Here is a 21866-nt window from a genome sequence, read left to right on the forward strand (position 1 = left end):
GTAGCGAAGTCTCGTGCCGCGGACAAATCCGTCTCAGCACGTGCGCCGGGCGCGCCGTGGGCATCGGTTTCAGCTCAGGTGCACCTACGGATGACCCAGCTGTGCACTCACTGACCGGCCAGCGAGCCGCCGATTCCGCCGATACTGAAGTACTTGTTGAGGAAAGTGAACAGCAGGACGGGCGGCAGCATCATGACCACCGCGATTGCCATGACGAGGCCCCAGCTGGTGGCGTTCTGCTGGAAGAACGACTGCAGTCCGACGGGCAAGGTATAGACGAAGTCCGAACGGAGGAACACCAACGCGACAAGATAGTCGTTCCAGGACAGCAGGAACGAGAAGATCGCGGTCGAGAGGATGCCCGGTGGCGAGTTGCGCAGCACGATCCTGAGGAAGCCGCCGAAGACGCTGCACCCGTCCAACCAGGCGGCTTCTTCGAGGGTGACCGGGATCGAGTCGTAGTAGGCCGCCATCATCCAGATCGCGACGGACATCGTCATGCCCACGTAGACGATCGTGACGCCACTGAGGTTGTCGACCAGTCCGAGCCGGGCGAAGAGGATGAACAGGGGAATCACCGCAGTCACCAGCGGCAGCGACTGCACGATGAACAGCACGAGCGAGAAGCCGGAGACGAGCCTGCCCCGTCCCCGTGAGAGCACATAGCCGGCGGGCGCCGCGACGATCAGGGCGATCGCCACGGTCACCGCGCTGACCATCAGGCTGTTCTCCAGCCAGAGGAGCACATCGGTCTCACCGAAGATTCTGGCGAAGTTCTCAAGAGTGACCGCGGCCGTGGTGGCGCTCCCGAGGGTGGGCCGCAGCGAGAGGACCACCACGGCTCCGATCGGAACGAGCACCACGGCCGTCACGGCGGCGATCAGTGCGAACCGCCACCAGCGCCCTCGTAGCTCCTTGTGCGTCAGTTCCTCGCGCCGCCCGCGGCGCGATGCGGACGGCCTCGCCGTGGAGACGTCTGTGCTGGTCATGCGACGTTCACCTTCCTGATGCGCCGGAAGAGCGCGACCGAGACCACGATGAGGACCGCCGTCATGAGGAAGGCGATCGAGACCCCTGTTCCGGTGTCGAACTCCTCGAAGACCGTGCGGTAGGCGAGGACGACCAGCGTGCTGGTGGAATCCACCGGCCCGCCACCGGTGAGGAGAAAGATGGTCGGGAAGTCGTTGACGCAGAAGATCGTCATGAGGATCCAACTGATGTACGTCGACTTCGAGATCAGCGGCAAGGTGATCTGCGTGAGCTCGCGCCATCGGGACGCACCGTCGACCTTGGCCGCCTCATAGACGTTGTTGTCCACGGCCGCCAGAGCGGCGGACATCATCATCATCATGAACGGGAAGCTGATCCAGACCTTGAACACGCAGACAGTGATCTGCGCCAAGGTCGGGTCGGCCAGGAAGTTCACCGTCCCGAGCCCGATTGCCTGCGTGAGGATCGGTATCGGGCTCTGGGGAGTAGCCACCAGCCAGTTCCACGCCGTCGCAGAGACCACCACCGGAACGACCCAGGGCAACAGCAGGAGAACCTTGAACAGCGTGCCGCCGGGTATGTGGGTCCGCAGGAGCAGCGCGAGAGCGAGACCGACGATCCAGCTGCCGAAGACCCCGACGAGGGTGAACACCACCGTGAAGACCGCACTGTCCCAGAACCCGGGGTCGGACAGCACGGCGCCGTAGTTCGCGAGACCGACGAAGTCGCCGGTATCGATGAGCGTCCCGTCCCGCACGCTCTGCGTTGCCGCGTAGATCAACGGGTAAAGGTTGATGAGCAGTAGGAGGAGCACCGCGGGAGTGGCGAACAGCACGAGCGTCCGGCCGGCCGGACCGGCGCTTCGTGGAGTCGGCGGTGCCTGACGCCGTCGGCCCGGCCTACCCGGTCCGGCGACGGCGACTCCGTGCCGTGCCCGGTCCATCCCGTCCCTCAGCGACCGTGTCGACATCTGCGCTTCCCCGATCTACGCGTTGCTGATGCTGGCTTCGATCTCACGTTGCAGCCTCGTCAGCGCGGTCGTGGCGTCGGTCTGACCGCTCAGGATGGACTGGGTGAAGGTGATCATCATGGGCGTCGCGTCCACCGCCGTGACCCCGATGAACAACGCGTCGCCTCCGGGAGCGGCCCAGGTGCGGGCGACCGGCTGCCACTCGTCGATGATCTTGACGCTGTTGCGGTCGGCCTGGAACTCGTCCGTCTGGGTGATCGACCTCAGTGGCGGTAGCCCGATCCCGGTGTTCTCGGTCCACAGCGGCGTCATGTTCTGGAAGTAGTAGGTCATGAACGCCTCGGAGGCCTGCTGGCTCGGGCTGTCGGTGTACATCATGATGTTGTTGGGGAAGAACAAGGCCCCCTGGTCCCCCGACGGCCCCCTCAGCGGCGACATCACCTCGAGTTCGTCCTTGACCGCACCACCGACGTTGTTGGCGAGGCCACCGGTGTCGTATCCCATGCCGAACCTGTGCTGCTGCCACTGCGTCATGACGTTGTCGCTGGTGTAGGTCGGGCTACGCGGGTCGACGTAGCCTTTGTGCACCATTTCGAGGACGAACTCCATCGCCTCGATGTTCTGGTCAGTGACGCAGGCCGGCTCCTGGTTCTCGTTGAACAGGCCACCGCCGTTGTTGATCATCCACGACGTCAGCGCGTGGCTTCCGGTGAACGATCCGGCGCCCGAGCCGGTCCCGTACCCGTAGACGTCGATCCGCTTCAGGGCGGCGCAGGCGTCGAGGTACGACTGCCAGTCGGTCGGTGGCTCCACCCCGGCTCGCTCCAGCAGCGTGCGGTTGTACCAGAGCACACGCATATCGAGGTTGTACGGCACCGCCGCGAACCCGTTCGGGACGCGCATCGTCTCCAGAAGGCCCGGCAGGAAGTCGTCGTACAGGCCGTTGGCACGCCAGCTCTCGAGCAGGCCGTCGGCGTAGGCGATAGCCCCCTGGCTCTCGAACTGGAACGCGAGGGTTCCCCCTCCTGAGCTCACCGCGGGGCCAGTCCGTGACGCGACGGCCGAGGTGAACGTCTGGATGAAGTTCGCCCACTGGATGACCTGGTAGGCCGCGGGTGGGGTCCCGGCCTCCGGCTCGTAGCCGAGGGTGATCTCACGATCCAGTGGGGTGAAGTTCGTCTGCCCCCACGGCATGTTCCAGAACTTCAGGCGGGTGTCCGCATCGGAGAACCCCCACCGGGCGCAACCCGAGAGCCCCAACGCAGCAGCGACTGTCCCGGCCCGGAGAACCGTGCGCCGGGTCACGCCGCCCGACGTCCTGTAGTTCGACTGCGTCATCACGGGCCTCCCCTCGCGCGCTCGAGCGGTCGTGCACTCCCTGTCGCGCGGTCACGTTCCACCGCGCCGTTCAGCATCTGCGCCGTATCCCGGAGCCGTGCCAGGTCATCCGGCGGTGCGGCATGGCCCAGAACTGCTGCGGTCAGTCGCCGCATCGCTACGCGGTGGGCCGACTCCGCACCGACCGGGAACACCCGGTGGCCACCCGCCTCGGTCACGGCAGCCGTCCCGGGCGCCGCAGTCACCGGGTCGGGAAGCTCGAGGCGCACCCGGCCCCGCTTGCCGGCAACGGTGAGCGACGTGCGTCGTGGTCGCGCACGCGTGACGGCCACCGTGATCACGACGACGGCGTCGTCGGTGAGGCGACCGCTCAGGGCCAGGTGGTGCGCGTCGTCCCGCAGCACCTCGAGCGCGACCAATGGGCCGGCCACAGCGGTGAGGACGTCGAGCGCCGCCAACGACGCTGGCACCAGGCCAAGGCCTGGCGTCGTGGTCGTCCGGACCTCGAAGAGCGCGTGCGGCGTGCGGTGCTGGGCGACCGCATCCCGGACATGGTCGACGGCCGGGTTGTGCCGCCGGCCGAAGTCGACCACGACCGGGCATGCCAGGTCTGCCACCTCGCGCAGCGATGCGGCGTCGATCGGCCACGGGTCTGCCAGCAGCAGACCGTGCGCCCCACCGTCTACGGCCGCCGTCGCCCGGGCCGCCCAGTCCGGTCCGCCGATGAGGACGACGTCGGCGCGCTCGTCCCGGCCTGCCGTGCGGCAGCTCATGGGGAGGGAACCGAGCACGGCCTCGAGCGGGTACGCCTCGTCAAGGCCGGAGATCCCGACGGTCAGCGGAGTCATGGTCATCAGATCGCCTCCGCGGTCGTCGGTGCGGATGCGGTCAGCAGGAGATCCGTGGCCTGGTCGGCGAGCAGCACGGCAAAATCCAGGTCGGCGACCAACGCTTCGACAGGCGGCGCTGCGCCTCTTCCGTCAAGCAGGTCGTCGATCGACTGCCACAGGCGGACGTAACCGTTGTCGACAGCCGGGCCCAGGCGGGTGGTCTCGAAGCCCGTCTCCGCCGCCGGCATGCTGAGCTCGGCGACTGCGGATCCCGCGTGCACATAGGACGGCCCGAAGTCGGCGAGGAGCACGGCATCCTCGGCGATCGCCTCGAGCTGCCAGTCGGGCAACCAGGTCTCTGACGAGCCACCGAGGACCTCGAGCAGCTGCCCGCCGACCTCGGCGAAGATGTGGTAGCCGCCGGGCGCCGGCTCATGGACGGCCAGCACCCGCGGCGGGGCGTCAGGGAGGAGGCGGCGGGCCAGGGGAAGGTCGTGGATCGCCAACCCGAGGACGCCACCGCGCAGTCCGGCCACCCGGTCTTTCAGCCGCGACCGACTGCGGGTGGTACGGCCTGGCCCCGCCCTCCCGGTCACCTCGGTAGCGAGATCCTCCGTCATCGGGTTTGGCGGGATGCGGGCGGCGATCCGGATCGTGTGGGCCTGCGCGCCCGCCTCGGTCCATCGCCGGCTCGCGGCCTGCCAGACAGGATCGAAGCTGTGCATGGTGCCGACGACGACCGGCACCCCGGTCTCCTCCGACACCCGCGCGATGTCCTCGGCCTCCGACCGCGAGGTCGCGAGCGGCTTCTCGCACAGCACCACGCCCACTCGGGCCCGGCACGCCGCACTGACCTGCTCGGCGTGGAACTCGTTCGGTGAGCAGATGACGACGACGTCGAGCTTGTCGGCGGCGAGCATGTCACCGAGCGACGGCATGACCGCGGCGCCGACCCGATCGGCGACCTCGACGGCGACAGCCTCGTTGACGTCCGTCACCGCCGTGACCCGGAACCGCTCCGGGAACCGCGCCAGCGTCGGGAGATGAATGGCTTGCGTCGCGGCGCCGGCTCCGACAACGCCAACCCGAGCGATTCGGCGTCCCATGCGTTCCCTTCGACGACGTCGTTGTCCTTGCGGCAATCGCGACCGCGAATAGTTACGTACGCGATACCTTTGGCTGGTGAGCGTAGATCGCCGACGAACCGTGGGTCAACGCTCCGCCGAGGAGAATCTGCCGGAACAGCCGAATCCGAGGAGATGCCGTGACCGACCGCCCGAGCACGCCTGCGCGCGGCGTCAGGGGCCCGTACCGAAGCGGAATTCGCCGTCGCGCGCAGATCATCGACAAGGCCGTCGAGGTGTTCAGCTCGTACGGCTACCGCGCCAGCACGGTTCGCGAGATCGCGGACCGCGTCGGCATCACACCGGCCGCCGTCATGAAGCACTTCGGCGGCAAGGAGCAGCTTCTGCTCGAAGTGCTTCGCGTCTGGGACGAAGCCCAGTTGACGTCACCGCGAGGTACCGGTCTCGCCGCCCTTCGCGGCCTGCGCGACCGGATGGTCTGGCACACGGAGCATCGAGGGCTCCTCGAGCTGTATCTCACGCTGGCCACCGAGGCGACCGATCCGTCCCACCCAGCGCACCAGTTCATGACGAAGCGGTACGCCAGAACGCTGCGCGACTTCGAACAGTGGATTCGGGAGGCCGTGGAAGCCGGCGAGGTCCGTCCCATGGACCAGGAGACGCTCCGATACGAGGCGAGCACACTTCTCGCCGTGCTCGACGGTGTCGAACTCCAGTGGCTCCTCACTCCTGGAATCGATCTCGTCGGCCAGGTCACGCGCTACCTCGAGTCCAGTATCGCGCGTTGGCAGGCCACACGGCCGGAGCAGCCCCTGTGATCGCGTAAGTACAAGACCGATCCCGGACGTCATTCGCCGCTCCGGCGAGCCGGCATCTCACCGCTCGGGAATACGGGAGGTCCGCGGCGTCGCTCCTGTCCTTCGCACACGAGACTGATCCCGAGACAACCCCGGCGGCCGTCCCCGGCCGCGGAAAGAAGGACCGATGACTGTGTCGCGCGGTAGTCGCGCCAAGGCTGTGCTCGCCGTCGTACTCGGCGTGGTGCTGGCGGCGCTGATGGTCTACCCCTGGCCGCAGGGCGAGTCGGAGCCGATCGTGCTGGGCATCATCCCGGCGCCGTTGCTGCTCTGGATCATCTGGACGGCGCTGTTCATCGCCTACGTCGGCTGGATCGCCTACCGCTGGGACCCGTACGCGGCTGTGGTGCGCCGGGCGGCCGCCGATACCGCGGCGACCGCCGGGGAGGTGGAGCGCTGATGTCGGTCACCACCATGTGGATCGGGCTCGGCGTCTTCGCCGTCCTGCTCGTCTATCTCGGCTATCACGCCAACCGGCGCACCACGAAGACCATGGAGGACTTCGTCCTCGGCAGCCGCAAGCTCGACAAGCTGCCGGCTTTCTTCACCGTCACGGCCACGCTGTTCAGCGCCTTCAGCTACTTCGGCATCACCGGGCAGTTCTACACGAACGGCATCGGCGCGTGGATCCAGGTGGCGACCACGGCCGCCGTCGGCCCGATCATCTACTTCGCGGGCACCCGCATCTGGCTGGTGGCCCGGCGCTACCGGCTCACCAACGTCACCGAGTACCTCTCCGACCGGTACGGCTCCCGGTCCGTCGGCCTGGTGGCCGGGGTGATCGTTCTCCTCGCCCTGGTGCCGTACATGGGTGCCCAGTTCCGCGGCAGCGGACTCACCCTCGAGGCAGTCACCGGCGGCGGCATCCCCTACTGGGCCGGTGCGATCTTCCTCGCCGTGATCGTCACCCTTTACGTGATGAGCGGCGGTTTCCGGTCGGTCGTGTGGACGGACGTGGTCCAGGGCGCACTGATGTACGTCATCCTCGCCGTCGCGATGGTCATCCTCGTGCTCAGCCAGACCGGCGGCTTCAGCGACCTCATGGACACGGTCGGCCACCAGTCCGAGCTGCTGTCCAACCCCGGGGGCGGCGGGCTGTTCAGCCTGCAGTACCTCATCTCGGTGCTGATCATATTCGCCGCCGCGCACTTCACCATGCCGCAGCTGCAGCAGCGGTGGATGGCGGCGCGCAGCCACTCGACACTGAAGTTCATCGCCATCTCGCTGCCCATCGGCACCGGGATCGTCTACGTCTGCTGCTTCTACATCGCCATGGTCGGCGTCGCGACGCGGCCGGACTACCCCTCCCCGGAGGCGATCTACCCCGCGATGATCGTCGACGTGCTGCCGCAGTGGCTGCTGCTCGTGGCGATCCTCGCGATCGTCGCCGCCACCGGCAGCACGGCGAACTCGATCGTGCTCACGCTCAGCTCGATCGTGGCCAAGGAGCACGTGCGCCCGGTCCTGGCCCGGCGCGGCGCCTCCGAGCAGGCCCTGGACCGGACGCTGACGATCACCACGCGCACGATGCTGCCGATCCTGGTCGGTGGCGGGCTGCTCGTGGCGTTCTTCGGCCCAGAGAGCATCATCGGGATCATCGTCTCGATCACCTGGCCGGCGGTGTTCCTCATCTTCCCCGCGCTCCTGGCCGGCCTGTACTGGCGCCGGGCGACGGCGGCCGGGGCCGTGACCTCGATGATCGTCGCCGAGGCGATCTTCCTCGGGCTGGACCGCGGCTGGCTTCCGCTGCCGTTGGCGGGCTGGCACCCGGCCATGCCCGCGGCAATCGTCGGCGTCGTCGTCCTCGTGGTGGTCAGCCTGCTGACCCGGCCGCCGCAGCAGGAGAACCTCGATCGGCACTTCGGCCTGTTCGAGTCGCCGACGACGGCGGAGGTGGCCCGGTGAGCGGCGGATCCGTCAGCCGCGCGCCGGTCGCGGTGGTCACCGGCGGGTCGGCCGGGATCGGCCGAGCGGTGGGCGAGCGCCTGGAGTCCCGCGGGTACCGGGTGGTCAGCCTCGCGCGGCACCGTGCCGAGGGCGCCGGCTGGTCCCCGCCGTCGCAGTACGAGGTCGACGTCGCGGACGCCGCCTCCGTGGAGCGCGTGGCCGAGCAGGTCCGGGCCGAGTTCGGCGAGATCGACGCGCTGGTGTCCTGCGCGGGCGCGGTGGCCCGGGCGGGACTGACCGACGCCGACCTGTCGGATCTGACCCGGCAGGTGGAGGTGAACCTCCTCGGCACGATCCACGCCTGCCGGGCCTTCGCGTCCGCGCTGCAGGCGTCTGGCGGTTCCGTGGTGACGCTGAGCTCCTCGATCGCGGCCAACCCGCAGCCCTCGGCAAGCGCGTACGCGGCGGCCAAGGGCGGCGTGGAGTCGTTCAGCCGGGCGTTGGCGCTCGAGCTCGCGCCCGTCCGGGTGAACGTGGTGCGCCCCTCCCTGGTGGACACCGGGATCTGGGTCAGCGGCGGGATGGCGGCCGAGGACTACGCGGCGCTCATCGAACGTCGCGGCGCCGAGTACCCGCTCGGACGGGTCGGCCGGCCGGAGGACGTGGCGGCCGCGGTGGCGTTCCTGCTGTCGGAGGAGGCGGCGTGGATCACCGGGGCCGTGCTGCCGGTCGACGGCGGAGCGGACCTGGTCGGCCGGTGAGGAACACCCCTCGCGATATCCTGAGAACATGAGCGGCGCTACTCCGCAGAGCCTCGCCCTGCGTGAGCTCATCGACGCGCACCGTGATGAGCTCACGACGGCGATGCGCCGATACGGGGCCACGAACCCGCGCCTTTTCGGTTCGGTGGCCCGCGGCGACGCGACGGCGGACAGCGACATCGACATTCTCGTGGACCTGGACCCCACGGCGGGCAACATTCTGTTCCGGGCCGGCGGACTGAACGAGGAGTTCCGCCGCATCCTCGGACGCGACGTGGACGTGTTCTCCGCCGAGCTGCTCAAACGTCGAGTCTCCGAGACGGCCATCACCGACACGGCCGCACTGGATCAAGCCGCAGAGTCGTAGCGACGTCGGTCGCCGGCCACTACCCGACGGCGGTGCTGTACACCCCACGGCCGACGGCGAGCTCCTTGCCGTCGGCGTCGGTCACGCGCGCGTCGGCAACGCCCAGGCTGCGGCCGCGGCGCACCACCGTCCCGGTGGCGAGCAGCCGGTCGTCCGGGCAGGCGGGCCGCAGGTAGTCCACGCGCATGTCGATGGTCGGCAGGCCCACGCCGAGCTGAGTGACCAGGGCGAAGTCGCCGGCGACGTCAAGCAGCGTGGCCAGGATCCCGCCGTGCACGTAGCTGCCGTCGACGTCGGCGGTCAGATCCGGGCGGCAGGTCATGCCGATGGTGACCGCGCCGTCGGCGGCCTCGAGCAGCTCGAGACCGAGCCAGCGGTGGTAGGCCGGAGTGGTCAGCAGGTCCCGCACGACGGCGACGTCCACGGTCATGGCCTGTCCTTCCCTTCGTCGTCCGCGCCGAGCGGCCGGTGGCCCAAGTTCTCCGCGGCCAGGGCGGCGAGCCGGGCGTAGTCGATCTTGCCGGTGCCGCCCAGCGGCAGTTCGTCGAGGAACCACACGCGCCGTGGGTGGGCGTGGGCGGCGCCCTGGGTCAGGGCGTAGTCCTTCACGTCGGCCTCGCTCACTCCCTCGTCCACGACGACGAACGCCACCGGCACCTGGCGCTTGCGGGCGTGCTCGGCGGGGACGACGGCGGCCTGGCTCACGCCCGGCATGCTGCGCAGCAGCTGTTCCACCTCGAGCGGGTACACGTTCTCGCCGCCCACGTTCATCATGTCGTCGGCCCGGCCGAGAACCCGGAAGTACCCGTCCTCGTCGGCGACGGCGAGATCGCCGGTGCGTAGCCAGCCGTCGACGGAGATGCGTTGCCGGCTCACCTCGGGCAGCCGGTGGTAGCCGGCCGTGACACCGGGGTTGCGCACCCACATCTCCCCCACCTGCCCGATGGGCACCTGCGGGAGGTCCGCGACCGGCGTCGTCGGCATGTTCTCGACGTCGAGCAGGTGCACCTCGCATCCGGGCAGCGGCCGGCCGGCCATGCCGTACCGCGGGGCGTCGGTGCGCGGGTTCATCAGCACCTGCGGACCGCCCTCGGTGAGTCCGTACGCCTCGATGACCGGGGCGCCGAGCCCGTCGGCGAAGCGGCGGCCGAGGGTGTCCGAGAGCGGCGCGGAGCCGCAGATGACGAACCGCAGGGAGCTGAGGTCGTGCCGGTGATGTTCGCCGCTGGCCAGCAACATCTCGTAGGTGGCGGGCACGCCGGTGGTGTAGGTGCAGCGATGCTCGGCCACCTCGGACGGGATGCGCGCCGGGTCGGGGCTGCGGCCGATGACGATGGTGCCGCCGGTCAGCAGCAGCGGCTTGACCACGCAGATCATCGCGTTCTTGTGGTACAGCGGCGCGGTGATGAGGCCACGGTCGTCCTCCTGGAGCTCCCACACCTCGGCGGTGGTGCTCGCGTTCCAGTACTGGCCGTCGTGGGTGAGCAGGCAGCCCTTCGGGTTGCCGGTCGAGCCGGAGGTGTAGGGCTGCAGACAGATGTCGCCCGCGCGGACCGGTGCGGGATCGCGGCCGGCGTCCGACGGCGCCCGCTCACCCGTGCGGTCGTCGTCCCAGCCATCCGCGCCGGCGAGGAGGAGCGGGACGTCACCGGCGAGTTCGCGGGCGCGCTCGGCGAGCGGCTCGTGGCCGAGGAGGACGGCCGGGGAGGCGTCGTTCATCACGTGCCGCAACGACGTGCGGCCGGCACGGGTGTTGAGCGGGACCGCGACGGCGCCGGCCCAGATGACGCCGAGAAGGGCGTCGATGAAGCGGTGGTGGTTGCCGAAGAGCAGCGCAACCCGGTCCCCCGGCCTCACGCCCGCGGCGCGCAGGGTGGCGGCGGTGGTGCGTGCGGCGCCGGCGAGGTCGGCGTAGCTGATGCGTTCCTCGGCCTGCCGGATCGCGACGCGCTCCGGGTGGTCCGCGCTGCCGGCCAGGAGGCGGACGGCGAGGTTCTCGGCGGCGTCCACGTCGCTCACAGGGTGATGACGACCTTCCCGATGACGGAGCGGTCCTCGAGGCGCTGCTCGGCGGCGCGGATGTCCTCGAGCGGGTAGGTGCTGTCGATGACCGGGGCGAGCGTGCCGTCGCGGACCATGCCGAGCAGGGCCTCGAGGTCTTCGCGGCGCCAGCCGTTGCTGCCGAGGATGTCGAGCTCGCGGACCCAGACGTAGGGCTGGAACTGGGTGACGTCGTAGCCGCTGGTGGCGCCGCAGGTGACGACGCGCCCTCCGGGGCTGGTGGCGCGGATGGAGGACTGCCAGGTGGCGGCGCCGGTGTTGTCGACCATGAGGTCGACGCCCTGTTTGCCGGTGGCCTTCCAGATCTGGGCGCCCCAGTCCTCGGCGCTGGAGTCGATGACGATGTCTGCGCCGAGTTCAGTGAGGCGGTCGCGCTTGGCCTGGGAGCTGGCGCAGGCGATGACGCGGGCGCCGACGGCCTTGGCGATCATGACGGCGCCGGTGCCGAGGCCGCCGGCGGCGCCGAGGATGGCGACGGTCTCGCCGGCCTGCAGGCGGCCGCGGGTGATGAGCTGGCGGCGGGCGGTGCCGTAGGCGATGGGCAGGGCGGCGGCGGTGACGTACTCGACGTCGTCCGGCAGCGGGATGCAGTTGGCGGCGGGGACGGCGGCGTACTCGGCCAGGCCGCCCTGCATGTCTTCGCCGAGGGCCTTGCCGCGCACCAGCGGATCGATGAGCACGCGGTCACCGGCCGCGACTCCGGTGACGTCGCTGCCGACGCGGACGATCTCACCGGCGATGTCGCCGCCGGAGATGTGCGGGAGCGGGAGGTGGCCGCCGGCGACGCCCTTGCGGACGAAGACGTCGAGGTGGTTGAGGGAGCAGGCGCGCACACGCACGAGCACGTCCGCGGGGCCGACCTCGGGGACGGGGTGGTCGCCGACCACGCGGCCGTCCGGTCCCCCGCGTTCGACGATCAGCGCGGCACGCATCTGCTCACCGATCGGCTGCTCGGCGACGTTGCCCGACGGCGTCGCGGTCTCCATGGGTGCGGGTCCTCCCGGGGTTGCGGGGCTGTCGGCGGTGGCCGGTTGCTACTTTCTCACGCTGCCCGATCCGGCACGCGCCGGGGTCCGGAGCGTGAGCCGGCCGGTCGGCGCGGGGCGGCCGGGACGCAGGGCTGGCTAGAGTCGCGGTATGCCGATCGAGCTGGATCACCTGGTGTACGCGGGGCCGGACCTGCAGGCGCTGATCGATGAGGTGCACAGGTTGACGGGGGTCGAGCCCGTCGCCGGCGGCCGCCACGAGGGCCGCGGGACGGCGAACGCGTTGCTCGGCCTGGGTGCGGGCCGGTACCTCGAGCTGCTCGGTCCGGACCCGGACCAGCCCGAGCCGGACCGGCCGCGCCCGCTGCGGGTGGACGAGGTGGACCGTCCCACGCTGGTGGGCTGGGCGGTGCGCACGTCGGCAATCGACGACGTCGTCGCCTCGGCCCGCGAGGCCGGCTACGACCCGGGTGACGTGCAGGCGATGTCGCGCCGGACGCCGTCGGGTGACGTGCTGCGCTGGCGGCTGACACCGCCGGAGGGCGGGCTCGGCGGCGCCGTGCCGTTCCTCATCGACTGGCAGGACAGCCCGCACCCCTCGCACGGGCTGCCGGAGGTCGGGCTGCACGGTCTGACCATCACGTGCCCGGAGGCGGCGCAGGTGTCGACGGCGCTCGGCGCCGTCGGAGCCGCCGAGCTCGCGGCGGTGAGCGAGGGACCCGTGCTACGGCTCAGTGCGGAGCTGGACACGGCCGGTGGGATCCGCACGCTCGGCTGAGCCGAGCACTGCGCCGCCCCGGTGCTGTCAGCGCCAGGGCAACATCGACTCGACGCTCTGACGCTGACCGGAGCGGGATCAGCTACGTCCGGTCGGCCGGTCCGCCTTCCTCGGGCTCCGCAACCGCTGCTTGCCCGGAGGCAAGGGCAAGCCCATCAAGGTAGTGACCGAGTGCGACCTCGAACGCGTCGTCCAACGCCGGTAGCCCGAGCGCGTCGATCCCGAAATCCTCGACGCCGGAGAGCCTCGGAAACCTGCCACTACGGAGTAACCGAACAGCGTCGTCGTCAATCGTCGACCACCATTGCTCGTTGCCGAGATTCGTCTCCTTCTCGGCGCGAATCTCGCGGAGAACCCCCATGGCCAGGCCGTGGACCAGGGCGGGCAACGCGAGCGCCACCTGCACTCGGACGCGGGGGGCGAGGTCGAGGTCAGCCAGCGCCTCGAGCGTCCACTCGCTGTGAAGCATCGCCTCGGGCACGAGCGGCGGCCGAGTGCTCAGCGTCAGTTCTGCGAGCCACGGGTACGTCCGGTACAAGCGCCACTGCAACCGGTACACCACCTCGAGCCGCTGCCGCCAGCCTCGGGGCATCGGGTCGGGAAGCGGGTGGCGTGTGAAGACGGCTCGCACCATCAGGCTTTCCAGCTCTTCACGGCCCGCGACATGCCGGTAGAGCGACATCGGCGCAACCCTCAAGACTCCGGCCACCCGGCGCATCGAAACCGCGTCGAGCCCTTCGCTGCCGGCAATGTGGATGGCAACGGAGACGATGCGTCCTGGCGTCAGGGACGCCACTCTCGGTCGAGGATCTCCGCGCACGACAGTCCCCGACCCCGTGCGTGGGGACACCAGGCCCTCATCGCGAAGAATGGCGAGCGCGCGGCTCGCCGTTGCCATGGCAACGCCCCATTCTCGGACGATCTGTCGCGTCGAGGGCACGCGGTCGCCGGGCCGGAGAACTCCGGCCACGATCTGCTGCCGTAGCGCGCCGGCGATACGGTGCGACGGTAGTTCATTCGGCGCTTCCACGAGCAAAGCGTACTAGTACGATCAGGTCGGTTGTGGGCCGCATGTCGGCGCCGTGGCCTCGCTTTCAGCGTGATGAACAAGAAGTGCACTGTCCAGCCCCGTGACGGAGCGGTTCCCGCAATACGGTGTACGCATGCTTCCCTCGCGAGTGCAGGCCTACATCGGCGCCACGGTCATCGATGCCACCGGGGCGCCGCCTCGGCCGGACCAGACAGTGGTTGTGGTCGATCGGACGATCGTGACGGTGGGGCCGGCGGCACAGGTACCGGTGCCGGACGACGCCGTGGTCCACGACGTCGGCGGGAAGTACGTCATCCCTGGGCTGGCCGACATGCACGTCCACAGCGAGTCGGAGACCGATGACCCCAGGCACTTCGCCAGTCTCTACCTCGCCAACGGCGTCACATCGGTCCGCGAGATGTGGGGCCGCCCCCGGCTGCACGAGATCCGCCGGATGGTGGAGTCGGGCGAGATTCTCGGCCCACGGATGACTATCGCCAGCCCGCTCCTCGACGGCAGCCCGGCCCTCTGGTCCGACGTGCCGGACGTGCCAGTCGTGACGGTCGCGGACGCTGTACAGGCACGGCGAGCCGTCGCCGAGGCGGCCGACGGAGGGGCCGACTTCATCAAGGTGTACTCCCGACTCTCGCCGGACGCCTACCGCACTGTCCTCACCGAGGCCCACCGGCAGAACATCACCGTCGCCGGGCACCGTTCGGACCACCTGCCGTTCGCCGAACAGATCGAGTCGGGCCAACGCTCGTTCGAGCACATGTTCGGCAGCATCTGGTCCACCGCAGCACCGGACGTGGAGCGACTGGAGTCCGCGATGGCCGCGATCCGCACCTCGCCCGAGTTTCACCTGGGCAGCTGGCTGAGAGAGGTCGCCAAGGTGGAGTGGGAGGCGATCGACGCGTACGACCGCACGGCGGCGGGCTCGGTGTTCGAGCGGCTCGTTCGCGCCGACGTGGCCTGCACACCAACACTCGTCGTCCACGCCGCCGTGGACGAGCCCGAATCGATCAGGCTGGACGACGAGCGGATGACGTACATGGTTCCCGGTACACCGGACGCCTGGGATTTCCTGGCCAGACACATCTATTGCGGCGGCGGTCGAACGGCCCAGGAATCCGCGCGACACCGCGAGCTGCTCCACTGGCGACGAGCGACCGTGGCCGCGATGTCGGAGGCGGGAGTCCGGCTGCTCGCGGGAACAGACTCGGTGGGGCCGGGCCTGTTCCCGGGCTTCAGCCTGCACGCCGAGCTGGAGCAGCTCGTGCTGGCCGGCCTGAGTCCGATGCAAGCATTGCAATCCGCGACGGTCGAGCCGGCGAGGTTCCTCGGCCGGGACCACTGGGCGGGCACGGTCGAGCCGGGTCGCGTAGCTGACCTGGTGGTGCTCGACGCCGACCCGCTCATCGATATTCGAAACACCAGACAGATCCACGCCGTCGTCACCGACGGCCGTCACATCGGTCCGGCGGAGCGTGCGCGCCTGCTCGCGACGGCGGGGCGGATTGCGGCACGCAGCCGGTGATCGTCCCAGGATCAGGCATGGGTACTTCTGCCCACTGACACGGCCTGACCGCGCGAGTCGACGCCGCGGCCCGCCTCACCCGCGCCCCGGCCGCACCGCCACCGGCAGTCGCCGCCGCTCCCCCGGCTGGCTGCGGGCATCGAGGAGATCGAGCAGCATGTCCGCCGCGGTGCGTCCGAGCTCGGCACCGTCGACGTCGATCGCCGGCGCCGTCGTCAGGTCGAGGGCCTGGACCACGTCGGACTCCAGGCTCACGGTCACGTCCCCGGGCACGGCGAGGCCGCGGGAGGTGAGCGCGAACATCACGCCCAGCCCGATCGGCGTCGCATAGGGCACGACGGCGCTCGCGCCGGCTGCCAGCACCGGCTCGGCCGCCGCGACGCCGGAGGAGAACGTGGCCGCGTACGGCCCGAGCACAGTCAGGTCCGCGCCCCGCTCGGCCGCGGCCGCACGCACCGCCGCGGTGCGCTGGCCGTTCTGCCACGACCCGTGCGGACCGCCGAGGTAGGCGACCGAGCGGTGCCCGTCCTCGATCAACCCGCCGACCAGCGTGCCGAACGCGTGGGCGGTGTCCGCCACCACCGAGGTCATGGACTCCCGCTCGCGGTCCACGAGCACGGTCGGCTTGAACGAGCCCGCCTGGAGCACGACGTCGTCATCCGCGCGCGGGGCGACCATGAGGAAGCCGTCCACCTGCCCGGCGAGGCGCTCCAGGCCCAGCAGGTCGGCGCCGTCGGCGAGCTCGTAGACCGCGACGGTCAGGTGCAGGTCCGAGTCCGCGGCGCGCTCCTGCGCGCCGGCGATGATCGGCGCGAAGAAGAGGTTCTCCAGCGTCGGCACCACGACGGCGAGGATCCCGGTCCGCCCACGCGCGAGCGACCGCGCCGCGCGGTTGGGCACGAAGCCGAGCTCGGCGGCGGCCCGCTCCACCCGGCTGACCGTGCCGGGCGCCACGAGCTCCGGCCGCCCGAGGGCGCGCGAGGCCGTCGCCTTGGAGACGCCGGCCCGGTCGGCGACGTCGGACAGTGTCGGCACCGTCGACCCCCTCGTGAAGTGCGCCGCGTTCTGACCATCGGGTGAACGCTGTGTGACGAATGGCGGGACAACCGCTAGGGTCCACCGTAACCGGTTCCACAACCGGTTACATCCGTTCGTTCCGCAGTCCGACGCACCGCCGGACATCGTCCGACCGCCGCACCACCTGGAGGCACGGCGTGGTTTCACGACGACAGGGCTGGCTCATCGTGCCCGGTCTCGTCCTGCTCCTGGCCGGGTTCCTGGTGCCGTCCGTCCTCATGCTGCTGGCCCCGCCCGGCGTGACCACCGGCGAGGTGCTCGCCCGGTTCGGCCAGATGGTCACCGACCCGTTCGACCTGACGACCATCGGCCGCACGGTGGGCCTCGGCCTGATCGTCACGCTGATCTGCCTGGTGCTCGGCTTCCCGCTGGCCTACCTGCTGGCCCGCGCCCAGTCCCGGTGGGCGGGCCTGCTGCTGGCGCTGGCGATCTTCCCGCTGCTGCTGTCCAACGTGGTGCGCACCTTCGGCTGGCTGGTCATCCTCGGCTCCCAGGGCGTCCTCGGCCAGCTGCTGACCAGCCTGGGCCTGACCGAGACCCCGCCGCAGCTGCTGTACACGCCGGTGGCGATCGTGCTCGGCCTGACGCAGCTGTTTCTGCCGCTGGCCATCGTGTCGATCTACTCCGCCGTCTCCCAGGTGCCCGCGGGCCTGGACGACGCCGCCCGCGGCCTCGGTGCCGGACGGGCCCGCACGCTGTGGGACGTCGTCGTCCCGCTGTCCTGGCCCGGGGTGGTGGTGGCCGCGACGCTCGTCTTCGCCGGTTCGGTCACCGCCTACACCACGCCGTACCTGCTGGGCGGCTCGCGTCAGCGGATGCTCTCCACCCAGCTGTACTCCTACTCCACGGCCACCCTGGACTGGGCGGCCGCCTCGGCCACCGCGCTCGTGATGACCATCCTGGTCTTCGCCGTCTCGGGGATCTCCACGCTCGCCGGCCGCAAGGGGGCGACGTCGTGATCAAGCGCCATCCGCTCATGGCCGCCCTGGCGGTGCTGGCCTACATCATCATGATCGTGCCGATCGTCTTCGTCGTCACGACGGCGTTCACGGCCGGCAGCACGCTGCGCTTCCCGCCCGACGGCGTCTCCGCGCGTTGGTTCGGCGAGGCCCTGTCCTATCAGCCGTTCACCTCGGCACTGGGCTCCTCGCTGCTGCTCGCCGTGATCGCGACGCTCGCCTCCCTGGCGCTCGGCGTGCCGGTGGCGCTCGGGATTCGCCGCGGGCGCCTGCCGGGCAAGAACCTGCTCGAGGGGCTGTTCCTCTCGCCGTTGATCGTCCCCGAGCTCGTGGTGGGCCTGGCGCTGTTCCAGCAGTTCATGGTGGGGCTGCGGATGGACAACCTGCCGACGTTGATCATCGGGCACACGGCCCTGATGTTCCCCTACGCGGTCCGCGTCACCGGGGCATCCCTCGCGCTGGCGGACCCGGCGCTCGAGGAGGCGGCACGCGGCCTGGGCGCCTCCCCCGCGCGGACCTTCTGGACCATCACGCTGCCGCTGCTGCGGCCGGGCATCTTCTCGGCCGGGCTGCTCAGCTTCGTCACGTCCTTCAACAACGTCCCGCTCTCGCTGCTGCTGCAGACGCGGGAGTTCCGCACGCTGCCGGTCACGATGCTCGATTACGTCCAGCAGCAGTACGACCCGATGGTGGCCGCCATGTCCACGCTCCTGCTCGCCGGGACCGTGGTCATCGCCCTGTTGGCCGAGCGCACCGTGGGCTTCGCCAAGATCTTCGGAGGGATCAACCGATGACCGATGCCGCCCAGCTGATCGGGGTGACCAAACGGTTCGGCGAGACGGCCGCCGTCGACAGCGTGGACATCGCCATTCCTGAGGGCCGGATCACCACGCTGCTCGGGCCGAGCGGCTGCGGGAAGACGACCACGCTGCGGATGATCGCCGGCTACCTCACCCCCACCGCCGGAACCATCCGGATCGGCGGCGCGGACGCCACCCGCACCCCGCCGGACAAGCGCGAGCTCGGCATGGTCTTCCAGTCCTACGCGCTGTTCCCGCACATGAGCGTGGCGGACAACGTCGGCTACGGGCTCAAGCTGCGCAAGGTGGCCAAGGCCGAGCGGCGCGAGCGGGTCGCCGAGACGCTGGATCTGGTGGGGCTCGGCCACCTCGCCGACGCCAAGCCCGGGCGCCTGTCCGGCGGTCAGCAGCAGCGGGTGGCATTGGCTCGGGCCATCGCGATCCGGCCGCGGCTGATGCTGCTGGATGAGCCGATGTCCAACCTGGACGCCCGGTTGCGCCTGCAGATGCGGGCCGAGCTGCGCCGCATCCAGTCCGAGACGGGCCTGACGATCGTGCTCGTCACGCACGACCAGGACGAGGCGCTCGAGCTGTCCGACCAGATGGTCCTCATGCAGGACGGCCGCGTGCAGCAGCAGGGCTCGCCGCGCGAGGTGTTCCCGGCGCCGGCCAACCGGTTCGTCGCCGAGTTCCTCGGGTACGAGAACTTCCTGACCGCCGCCGACGGCACGGCATTGGCCGTGCGGCCCGAGCACGTCCAGCTCACCCCGGCCGCCGACGACGCCGCCACTGATCCGGCCGGTGGGCTCACCCTGGCGGGCCGGGTGGCCGACGTCGCCTACCGCGGCGTGGACATGCTGGTCCGCCTGAACGTGCGCGACCCGGCCGGTGACGAGGTGCGGATGCTCGCCGACGTGCGCGCCGGCGAGATCGAGCCCCCGGAAGTGGGCGAAACCGTCACCGTCGCCCTGCCCGAGAAGAACCTCGTCCGGCTCACCGACTCCTGACCTCCACGATCCGACAGCGGAAGGAACCATGTCCCGATCAGCCCGCCCCACGAGCGGCCGTACGCACCAACGGGTGCGCACTCTCGCCGTCGGCCTGTCCGCCACCTCGCTCGCCCTCGCCGGCTGCTCCTCCGGCGACGACGGCGGCAGCGGGGACGAGAACACCATCGTGGTCTCCACGTTCCCCTTCGGCGTGGAGGAGTTCCAGCAGGCCGTGATCGACCCGTTCACCGAGGAGACCGGGATCTCCGTGGAGGTCGAGACGGGCTCCAACGCCGACCGCGTCTCGCAACTGCAGCTGACCAATGGCGACCCGGGCATCGACGTCATGCTGATCTCGGACTACTACGCCGCCATGGCGCAGGAGGACGAGCTGTTCCAGCAGGTCGACGCCGAGGCGGTGCCGGCGATGGGTGAGATCGCGGACTTCGCGGTTGAGGACGCCTACGCCGGCCCGGCGTACAGCTACCAGCTCAACGGGACGATGTACCGCACGGACGAGGTGGACGAAGGCCAGGCGGCGTCCTGGGAGCTGTGGGGCGACCCGGACTTTTCGGGCCGGCTGGCCTTGCCGGACATCTCGGTCACCGCCGGGCAGCTCATGGTCTCCGGCGTCGGGCAGGCCTACGGCGACGGCCCGTACGACGTCGATGCCGCCTTCGCGCAGCTTGGCGAGTGGGCGCCGGGGATCCTGCAGTTCTACAGCTCCACCACCGAGGTGACGAACCTGCTCACCCAGGGTGAGATCGTCGCGGCGGATGCGCTCAGCGGTTTCGCCACGGACCTGGTGGCCTCCGGTGAGCCGATCGCCTGGACGCCGCCGGAGGACGGGCGGTACATGGCGACCAACCGGGCGATGATCCCCGAGGGCGCCCCGAACCCGGACGGTGCCGAGCAGTTCGTCGACTACCTGCTCTCCGCCGAGGCGCAGAGTACGTCCGCCGAGATCGTCGGCGACCTGCCGGTCAACCCGGAGGCCGAGGTACCGCAGGAGATGACCGACGTGGTCGGGGACATCGCGCAGGACCCGGTGGCGGCCGGCTACGAGACGCTCGACCCGGCCGAGCTGGTGCCCACGCGGGACGAGTGGGTCGAGCGGTTCGCACGCGAGGTGTCGGGCGCCTGATGAGCACGGTTCACGACCTCATCGACCGACTGCCGACGGTGGACCTGCACTGCCACCTCATCGGCACCACCCGGGCGAAGACGTTCGCCGAGCTGGCGCGCCGGGCGAAGCTGGATCTGCCGGACACTCCGGAGACCATCTACGCCTCGGTGAACTCGCTGCCGCCGGACCCGGCGCTGTACACCGACACGGTGATCCCGGTGCCGCAGGGCCGCCGTGCCGACGAGCCGGAGGTCTCCTACTCGCTGTTCCAGGTCTCCGGCTGGGTCAACGCAGCCCTGCGGGACGCGGAGGACTACGCGCGCCTGGCGTACGAGGCATTCGAGGCGGCCCAGCGCCAGTCCAACACCGCGCACCTCGAGGTGTCGTTCGACTCGGTGCCCGAGCATCTGCGGTTCGGGTACCGCGAGCAGGTCGAGGCGCTGGTGGCCGGGGTCCGGGCAGCCGAGCGGGACTTCGGCATGACCGGGCGGCTGATCGCGGCGATCGACCGATCCGGAACCGGGGAGCAGGCTCTGGCGCGGGTGCGCAAGGTGGTCGAGCACCCGCACGAGTACGTGGCCGGCATCGGCCTGGACAACCTGGAGACCAAGGGCCCGCCGGAGCGGTTCGCCGACGCGTTCCGTCTGGCCGGTGAAGCCGGACTGCGCCGGACGGCGCATTCCTCCGAGCATGCGCCGGTGGCCGCAAACACCATCACCTGCCTGGACGTGCTCGGCTGCGACCGTATCGACCACGGCTACTTCGTGCTCGAGGACCAGGCGGTGGTCGACCGGCTGCGCGAGGAGCAGGTGACCTTCACCGTCGCCTCGACCACGTCCCGCCGCTCCTGGCGACCGTGGCGGCGCGCCTCGATCAAGGCGATGCTGCAGGCCGGACTGAACGTGGTGCCCGCCTCGGACGACCCCGGCATGTTCCCGACCACGCTGCGGGGCGAGTACCGCATCCTCGCCGACGAGCTGGGCGTGGACGCTGATCGCATCGGGCGGATGGCGCTGGCTGCGGTGGAGGCATGCTGGTTGCCGGAGGATCAGAAGGCTAAGTTGCGGAGGCGGGTGGAGAAGGTAACGGCGGGAGAGACGGCCTAGCACTGCGGAAGTTGTCGCCACCGTTGGGCTGTTGCTGCGCCGGCGCCTGACACCACGGGAAGGCGGCCTCGGTGGCGGTCCTGTTCTGCATCGACTCGCAGGGGACGGCCCGCGCCCGTCGGAGAGGATTGTCGGAGGTCGAGCTACGCGCCGCACCATTGCCTCGCCCGAGGCTTACCAAGGTCTCCAGTCACCTGGAGGCCCTCGGAGTCGGACACCCGACGGCCGGCTCCGGCTGACCACCAGCCTCGAGACGCCGGCAGGCAGCGCGCCAGAGCTGAGTCGACGGAGCGGAGAATCTGCGTGAGCTTATAGCGCCCTGCCCACGCCGG

Annotated in this window: 22 protein-coding genes; 12 read left to right on the forward strand and 10 right to left on the reverse strand. The window is 70.2% G+C overall.

What is annotated here, in order from left to right; all coding sequences use genetic code 11:
• Nucleotides 1-107 precede the first annotated feature (107 nt).
• The 5 genes from ACFSE6_RS17520 to ACFSE6_RS17540 all read right to left on the reverse strand — a co-directional run bounded on the left by ACFSE6_RS17520 (nt 108) and on the right by ACFSE6_RS17540 (nt 5234).
• The gene (locus ACFSE6_RS17520) at nt 108-989 is read right to left on the reverse strand and encodes a carbohydrate ABC transporter permease (RefSeq protein WP_388010365.1); all 882 of its coding nucleotides are present in this window, start codon (nt 987-989) and stop codon (nt 108-110) included.
• Nucleotides 986-1825, reverse strand: a complete 840-nt coding sequence (locus tag ACFSE6_RS17525) for a carbohydrate ABC transporter permease (protein WP_388010368.1) — start codon at nt 1823-1825, stop codon at nt 986-988. Before ACFSE6_RS17525 ends, ACFSE6_RS17520 begins: the two co-directional genes overlap by 4 nt.
• A 150-nt stretch (nt 1826-1975) precedes the next feature.
• Nucleotides 1976-3298, reverse strand: a complete 1323-nt coding sequence (locus ACFSE6_RS17530; RefSeq protein ID WP_388010371.1) for an ABC transporter substrate-binding protein — start codon at nt 3296-3298, stop codon at nt 1976-1978.
• The gene (locus ACFSE6_RS17535) at nt 3298-4152 is read right to left on the reverse strand and encodes a hypothetical protein (RefSeq protein WP_388010374.1); all 855 of its coding nucleotides are present in this window, start codon (nt 4150-4152) and stop codon (nt 3298-3300) included. The genes ACFSE6_RS17530 and ACFSE6_RS17535 overlap by 1 nt, the downstream gene beginning before the upstream one ends.
• The gene (locus tag ACFSE6_RS17540) at nt 4152-5234 is read right to left on the reverse strand and encodes a Gfo/Idh/MocA family protein (RefSeq protein ID WP_388010377.1); all 1083 of its coding nucleotides are present in this window, start codon (nt 5232-5234) and stop codon (nt 4152-4154) included. The genes ACFSE6_RS17535 and ACFSE6_RS17540 overlap by 1 nt, the downstream gene beginning before the upstream one ends.
• A 158-nt stretch (nt 5235-5392) precedes the next feature.
• Between ACFSE6_RS17540 and ACFSE6_RS17545 the strand changes: the two genes are divergently transcribed.
• From ACFSE6_RS17545 to ACFSE6_RS17565, 5 genes are all read left to right on the forward strand, one after another.
• Nucleotides 5393-6031, forward strand: coding sequence for a TetR/AcrR family transcriptional regulator (locus tag ACFSE6_RS17545; protein WP_388010380.1), 639 nt, complete (start codon nt 5393-5395; stop codon nt 6029-6031).
• 166 nt (nt 6032-6197) lie between these two features.
• Nucleotides 6198-6470 carry a hypothetical protein gene (locus tag ACFSE6_RS17550; RefSeq protein WP_388010383.1) on the forward strand — a complete coding sequence of 91 codons (273 nt, stop codon included), beginning with the start codon at nt 6198-6200 and terminating at the stop codon, nt 6468-6470.
• Nucleotides 6470-7975 (forward strand): sodium:solute symporter family protein, encoded by a 1506-nt coding sequence (locus ACFSE6_RS17555; protein ID WP_388010386.1) that lies wholly within the window; start codon nt 6470-6472, stop codon nt 7973-7975. The genes ACFSE6_RS17550 and ACFSE6_RS17555 overlap by 1 nt, the downstream gene beginning before the upstream one ends.
• A complete protein-coding gene (locus ACFSE6_RS17560; RefSeq protein WP_388010389.1) occupies nt 7972-8718 on the forward strand; it encodes an SDR family NAD(P)-dependent oxidoreductase in 747 nt (248 codons plus the stop codon). Before ACFSE6_RS17555 ends, ACFSE6_RS17560 begins: the two co-directional genes overlap by 4 nt.
• A 28-nt stretch (nt 8719-8746) precedes the next feature.
• Complete coding sequence (locus ACFSE6_RS17565) at nt 8747-9085, forward strand: nucleotidyltransferase family protein (RefSeq protein WP_388010392.1); 339 nt, start codon at nt 8747-8749, stop codon at nt 9083-9085.
• A gap of 19 nt (nt 9086-9104) precedes the next feature.
• Here the strand turns inward: ACFSE6_RS17565 and ACFSE6_RS17570 are convergent, their stop codons facing one another.
• The 3 genes from ACFSE6_RS17570 to ACFSE6_RS17580 are packed head-to-tail and all read right to left on the reverse strand — an operon-like array spanning nt 9105 to nt 12132.
• Complete coding sequence (locus ACFSE6_RS17570) at nt 9105-9515, reverse strand: PaaI family thioesterase (protein WP_388010395.1); 411 nt, start codon at nt 9513-9515, stop codon at nt 9105-9107.
• The gene (locus ACFSE6_RS17575) at nt 9512-11104 is read right to left on the reverse strand and encodes a class I adenylate-forming enzyme family protein (protein ID WP_388010398.1); all 1593 of its coding nucleotides are present in this window, start codon (nt 11102-11104) and stop codon (nt 9512-9514) included. The genes ACFSE6_RS17570 and ACFSE6_RS17575 overlap by 4 nt, the downstream gene beginning before the upstream one ends.
• A complete protein-coding gene (locus ACFSE6_RS17580; protein WP_388010401.1) occupies nt 11101-12132 on the reverse strand; it encodes a zinc-binding dehydrogenase in 1032 nt (343 codons plus the stop codon). The genes ACFSE6_RS17575 and ACFSE6_RS17580 overlap by 4 nt, the downstream gene beginning before the upstream one ends.
• A gap of 151 nt (nt 12133-12283) precedes the next feature.
• Here ACFSE6_RS17580 and ACFSE6_RS17585 point away from each other — a divergent pair, with 151 nt between their 5' ends.
• Nucleotides 12284-12910: a VOC family protein gene (locus ACFSE6_RS17585; RefSeq protein WP_388010404.1), complete on the forward strand. Its 627-nt coding sequence runs from the start codon at nt 12284-12286 to the stop codon at nt 12908-12910.
• A gap of 82 nt (nt 12911-12992) precedes the next feature.
• Here the strand turns inward: ACFSE6_RS17585 and ACFSE6_RS17590 are convergent, their stop codons facing one another.
• A complete protein-coding gene (locus ACFSE6_RS17590) occupies nt 12993-13940 on the reverse strand; it encodes a GntR family transcriptional regulator (RefSeq protein ID WP_388010407.1) in 948 nt (315 codons plus the stop codon).
• A gap of 133 nt (nt 13941-14073) precedes the next feature.
• On the opposite strand from ACFSE6_RS17590, the gene ACFSE6_RS17595 reads away from it, so the two are divergent.
• Nucleotides 14074-15477 carry an amidohydrolase family protein gene (locus tag ACFSE6_RS17595; protein WP_388010410.1) on the forward strand — a complete coding sequence of 468 codons (1404 nt, stop codon included), beginning with the start codon at nt 14074-14076 and terminating at the stop codon, nt 15475-15477.
• A gap of 75 nt (nt 15478-15552) precedes the next feature.
• Here the strand turns inward: ACFSE6_RS17595 and ACFSE6_RS17600 are convergent, their stop codons facing one another.
• Nucleotides 15553-16512, reverse strand: coding sequence for a LacI family DNA-binding transcriptional regulator (locus ACFSE6_RS17600; RefSeq protein ID WP_388010413.1), 960 nt, complete (start codon nt 16510-16512; stop codon nt 15553-15555).
• A 179-nt stretch (nt 16513-16691) separates the two neighbouring features.
• Between ACFSE6_RS17600 and ACFSE6_RS17605 the strand changes: the two genes are divergently transcribed.
• The 5 genes from ACFSE6_RS17605 to ACFSE6_RS17625 all read left to right on the forward strand — a co-directional run bounded on the left by ACFSE6_RS17605 (nt 16692) and on the right by ACFSE6_RS17625 (nt 21534).
• On the forward strand, nt 16692-17513 hold the full coding sequence (locus ACFSE6_RS17605) for an ABC transporter permease (protein ID WP_388010415.1): 822 nt from the start codon (nt 16692-16694) through the stop codon (nt 17511-17513).
• Nucleotides 17510-18307, forward strand: coding sequence for an ABC transporter permease (locus ACFSE6_RS17610; protein WP_388010418.1), 798 nt, complete (start codon nt 17510-17512; stop codon nt 18305-18307). Before ACFSE6_RS17605 ends, ACFSE6_RS17610 begins: the two co-directional genes overlap by 4 nt.
• Nucleotides 18304-19320 carry an ABC transporter ATP-binding protein gene (locus ACFSE6_RS17615; protein ID WP_388010420.1) on the forward strand — a complete coding sequence of 339 codons (1017 nt, stop codon included), beginning with the start codon at nt 18304-18306 and terminating at the stop codon, nt 19318-19320. Before ACFSE6_RS17610 ends, ACFSE6_RS17615 begins: the two co-directional genes overlap by 4 nt.
• Before the next feature lie 73 nt (nt 19321-19393).
• Nucleotides 19394-20446 carry an extracellular solute-binding protein gene (locus ACFSE6_RS17620; protein WP_388010422.1) on the forward strand — a complete coding sequence of 351 codons (1053 nt, stop codon included), beginning with the start codon at nt 19394-19396 and terminating at the stop codon, nt 20444-20446.
• Nucleotides 20446-21534, forward strand: a complete 1089-nt coding sequence (locus tag ACFSE6_RS17625) for an adenosine deaminase family protein (protein ID WP_388010424.1) — start codon at nt 20446-20448, stop codon at nt 21532-21534. The genes ACFSE6_RS17620 and ACFSE6_RS17625 overlap by 1 nt, the downstream gene beginning before the upstream one ends.
• Nucleotides 21535-21866: the final 332 nt, after the last annotated feature.

Source organism: Georgenia deserti (assembly GCF_042680605.1).
GTDB classification, from domain to species: Bacteria; Actinomycetota; Actinomycetes; order Actinomycetales; family Actinomycetaceae; genus Allobogoriella; species Allobogoriella deserti.

Coding starts and splice junctions, on each gene's coding strand:
- ACFSE6_RS17555 (WP_388010386.1), top strand. CDS start 6,470: ATGTCGGTCACCACCATGTGGATCGGGCTCGGCGTCTTCGCCGTCCTG.
- ACFSE6_RS17595 (WP_388010410.1), top strand. CDS start 14,074: ATGCTTCCCTCGCGAGTGCAGGCCTACATCGGCGCCACGGTCATCGAT.
- ACFSE6_RS17615 (WP_388010420.1), top strand. CDS start 18,304: ATGACCGATGCCGCCCAGCTGATCGGGGTGACCAAACGGTTCGGCGAG.
- ACFSE6_RS17625 (WP_388010424.1), top strand. CDS start 20,446: ATGAGCACGGTTCACGACCTCATCGACCGACTGCCGACGGTGGACCTG.
- ACFSE6_RS17585 (WP_388010404.1), top strand. CDS start 12,284: ATGCCGATCGAGCTGGATCACCTGGTGTACGCGGGGCCGGACCTGCAG.
- ACFSE6_RS17565 (WP_388010392.1), top strand. CDS start 8,747: ATGAGCGGCGCTACTCCGCAGAGCCTCGCCCTGCGTGAGCTCATCGAC.
- ACFSE6_RS17540 (WP_388010377.1), bottom strand. CDS start 5,234: ATGGGACGCCGAATCGCTCGGGTTGGCGTTGTCGGAGCCGGCGCCGCG.
- ACFSE6_RS17550 (WP_388010383.1), top strand. CDS start 6,198: ATGACTGTGTCGCGCGGTAGTCGCGCCAAGGCTGTGCTCGCCGTCGTA.
- ACFSE6_RS17535 (WP_388010374.1), bottom strand. CDS start 4,152: ATGACCATGACTCCGCTGACCGTCGGGATCTCCGGCCTTGACGAGGCG.
- ACFSE6_RS17570 (WP_388010395.1), bottom strand. CDS start 9,515: ATGACCGTGGACGTCGCCGTCGTGCGGGACCTGCTGACCACTCCGGCC.
- ACFSE6_RS17580 (WP_388010401.1), bottom strand. CDS start 12,132: ATGGAGACCGCGACGCCGTCGGGCAACGTCGCCGAGCAGCCGATCGGT.
- ACFSE6_RS17520 (WP_388010365.1), bottom strand. CDS start 989: ATGACCAGCACAGACGTCTCCACGGCGAGGCCGTCCGCATCGCGCCGC.
- ACFSE6_RS17530 (WP_388010371.1), bottom strand. CDS start 3,298: ATGACGCAGTCGAACTACAGGACGTCGGGCGGCGTGACCCGGCGCACG.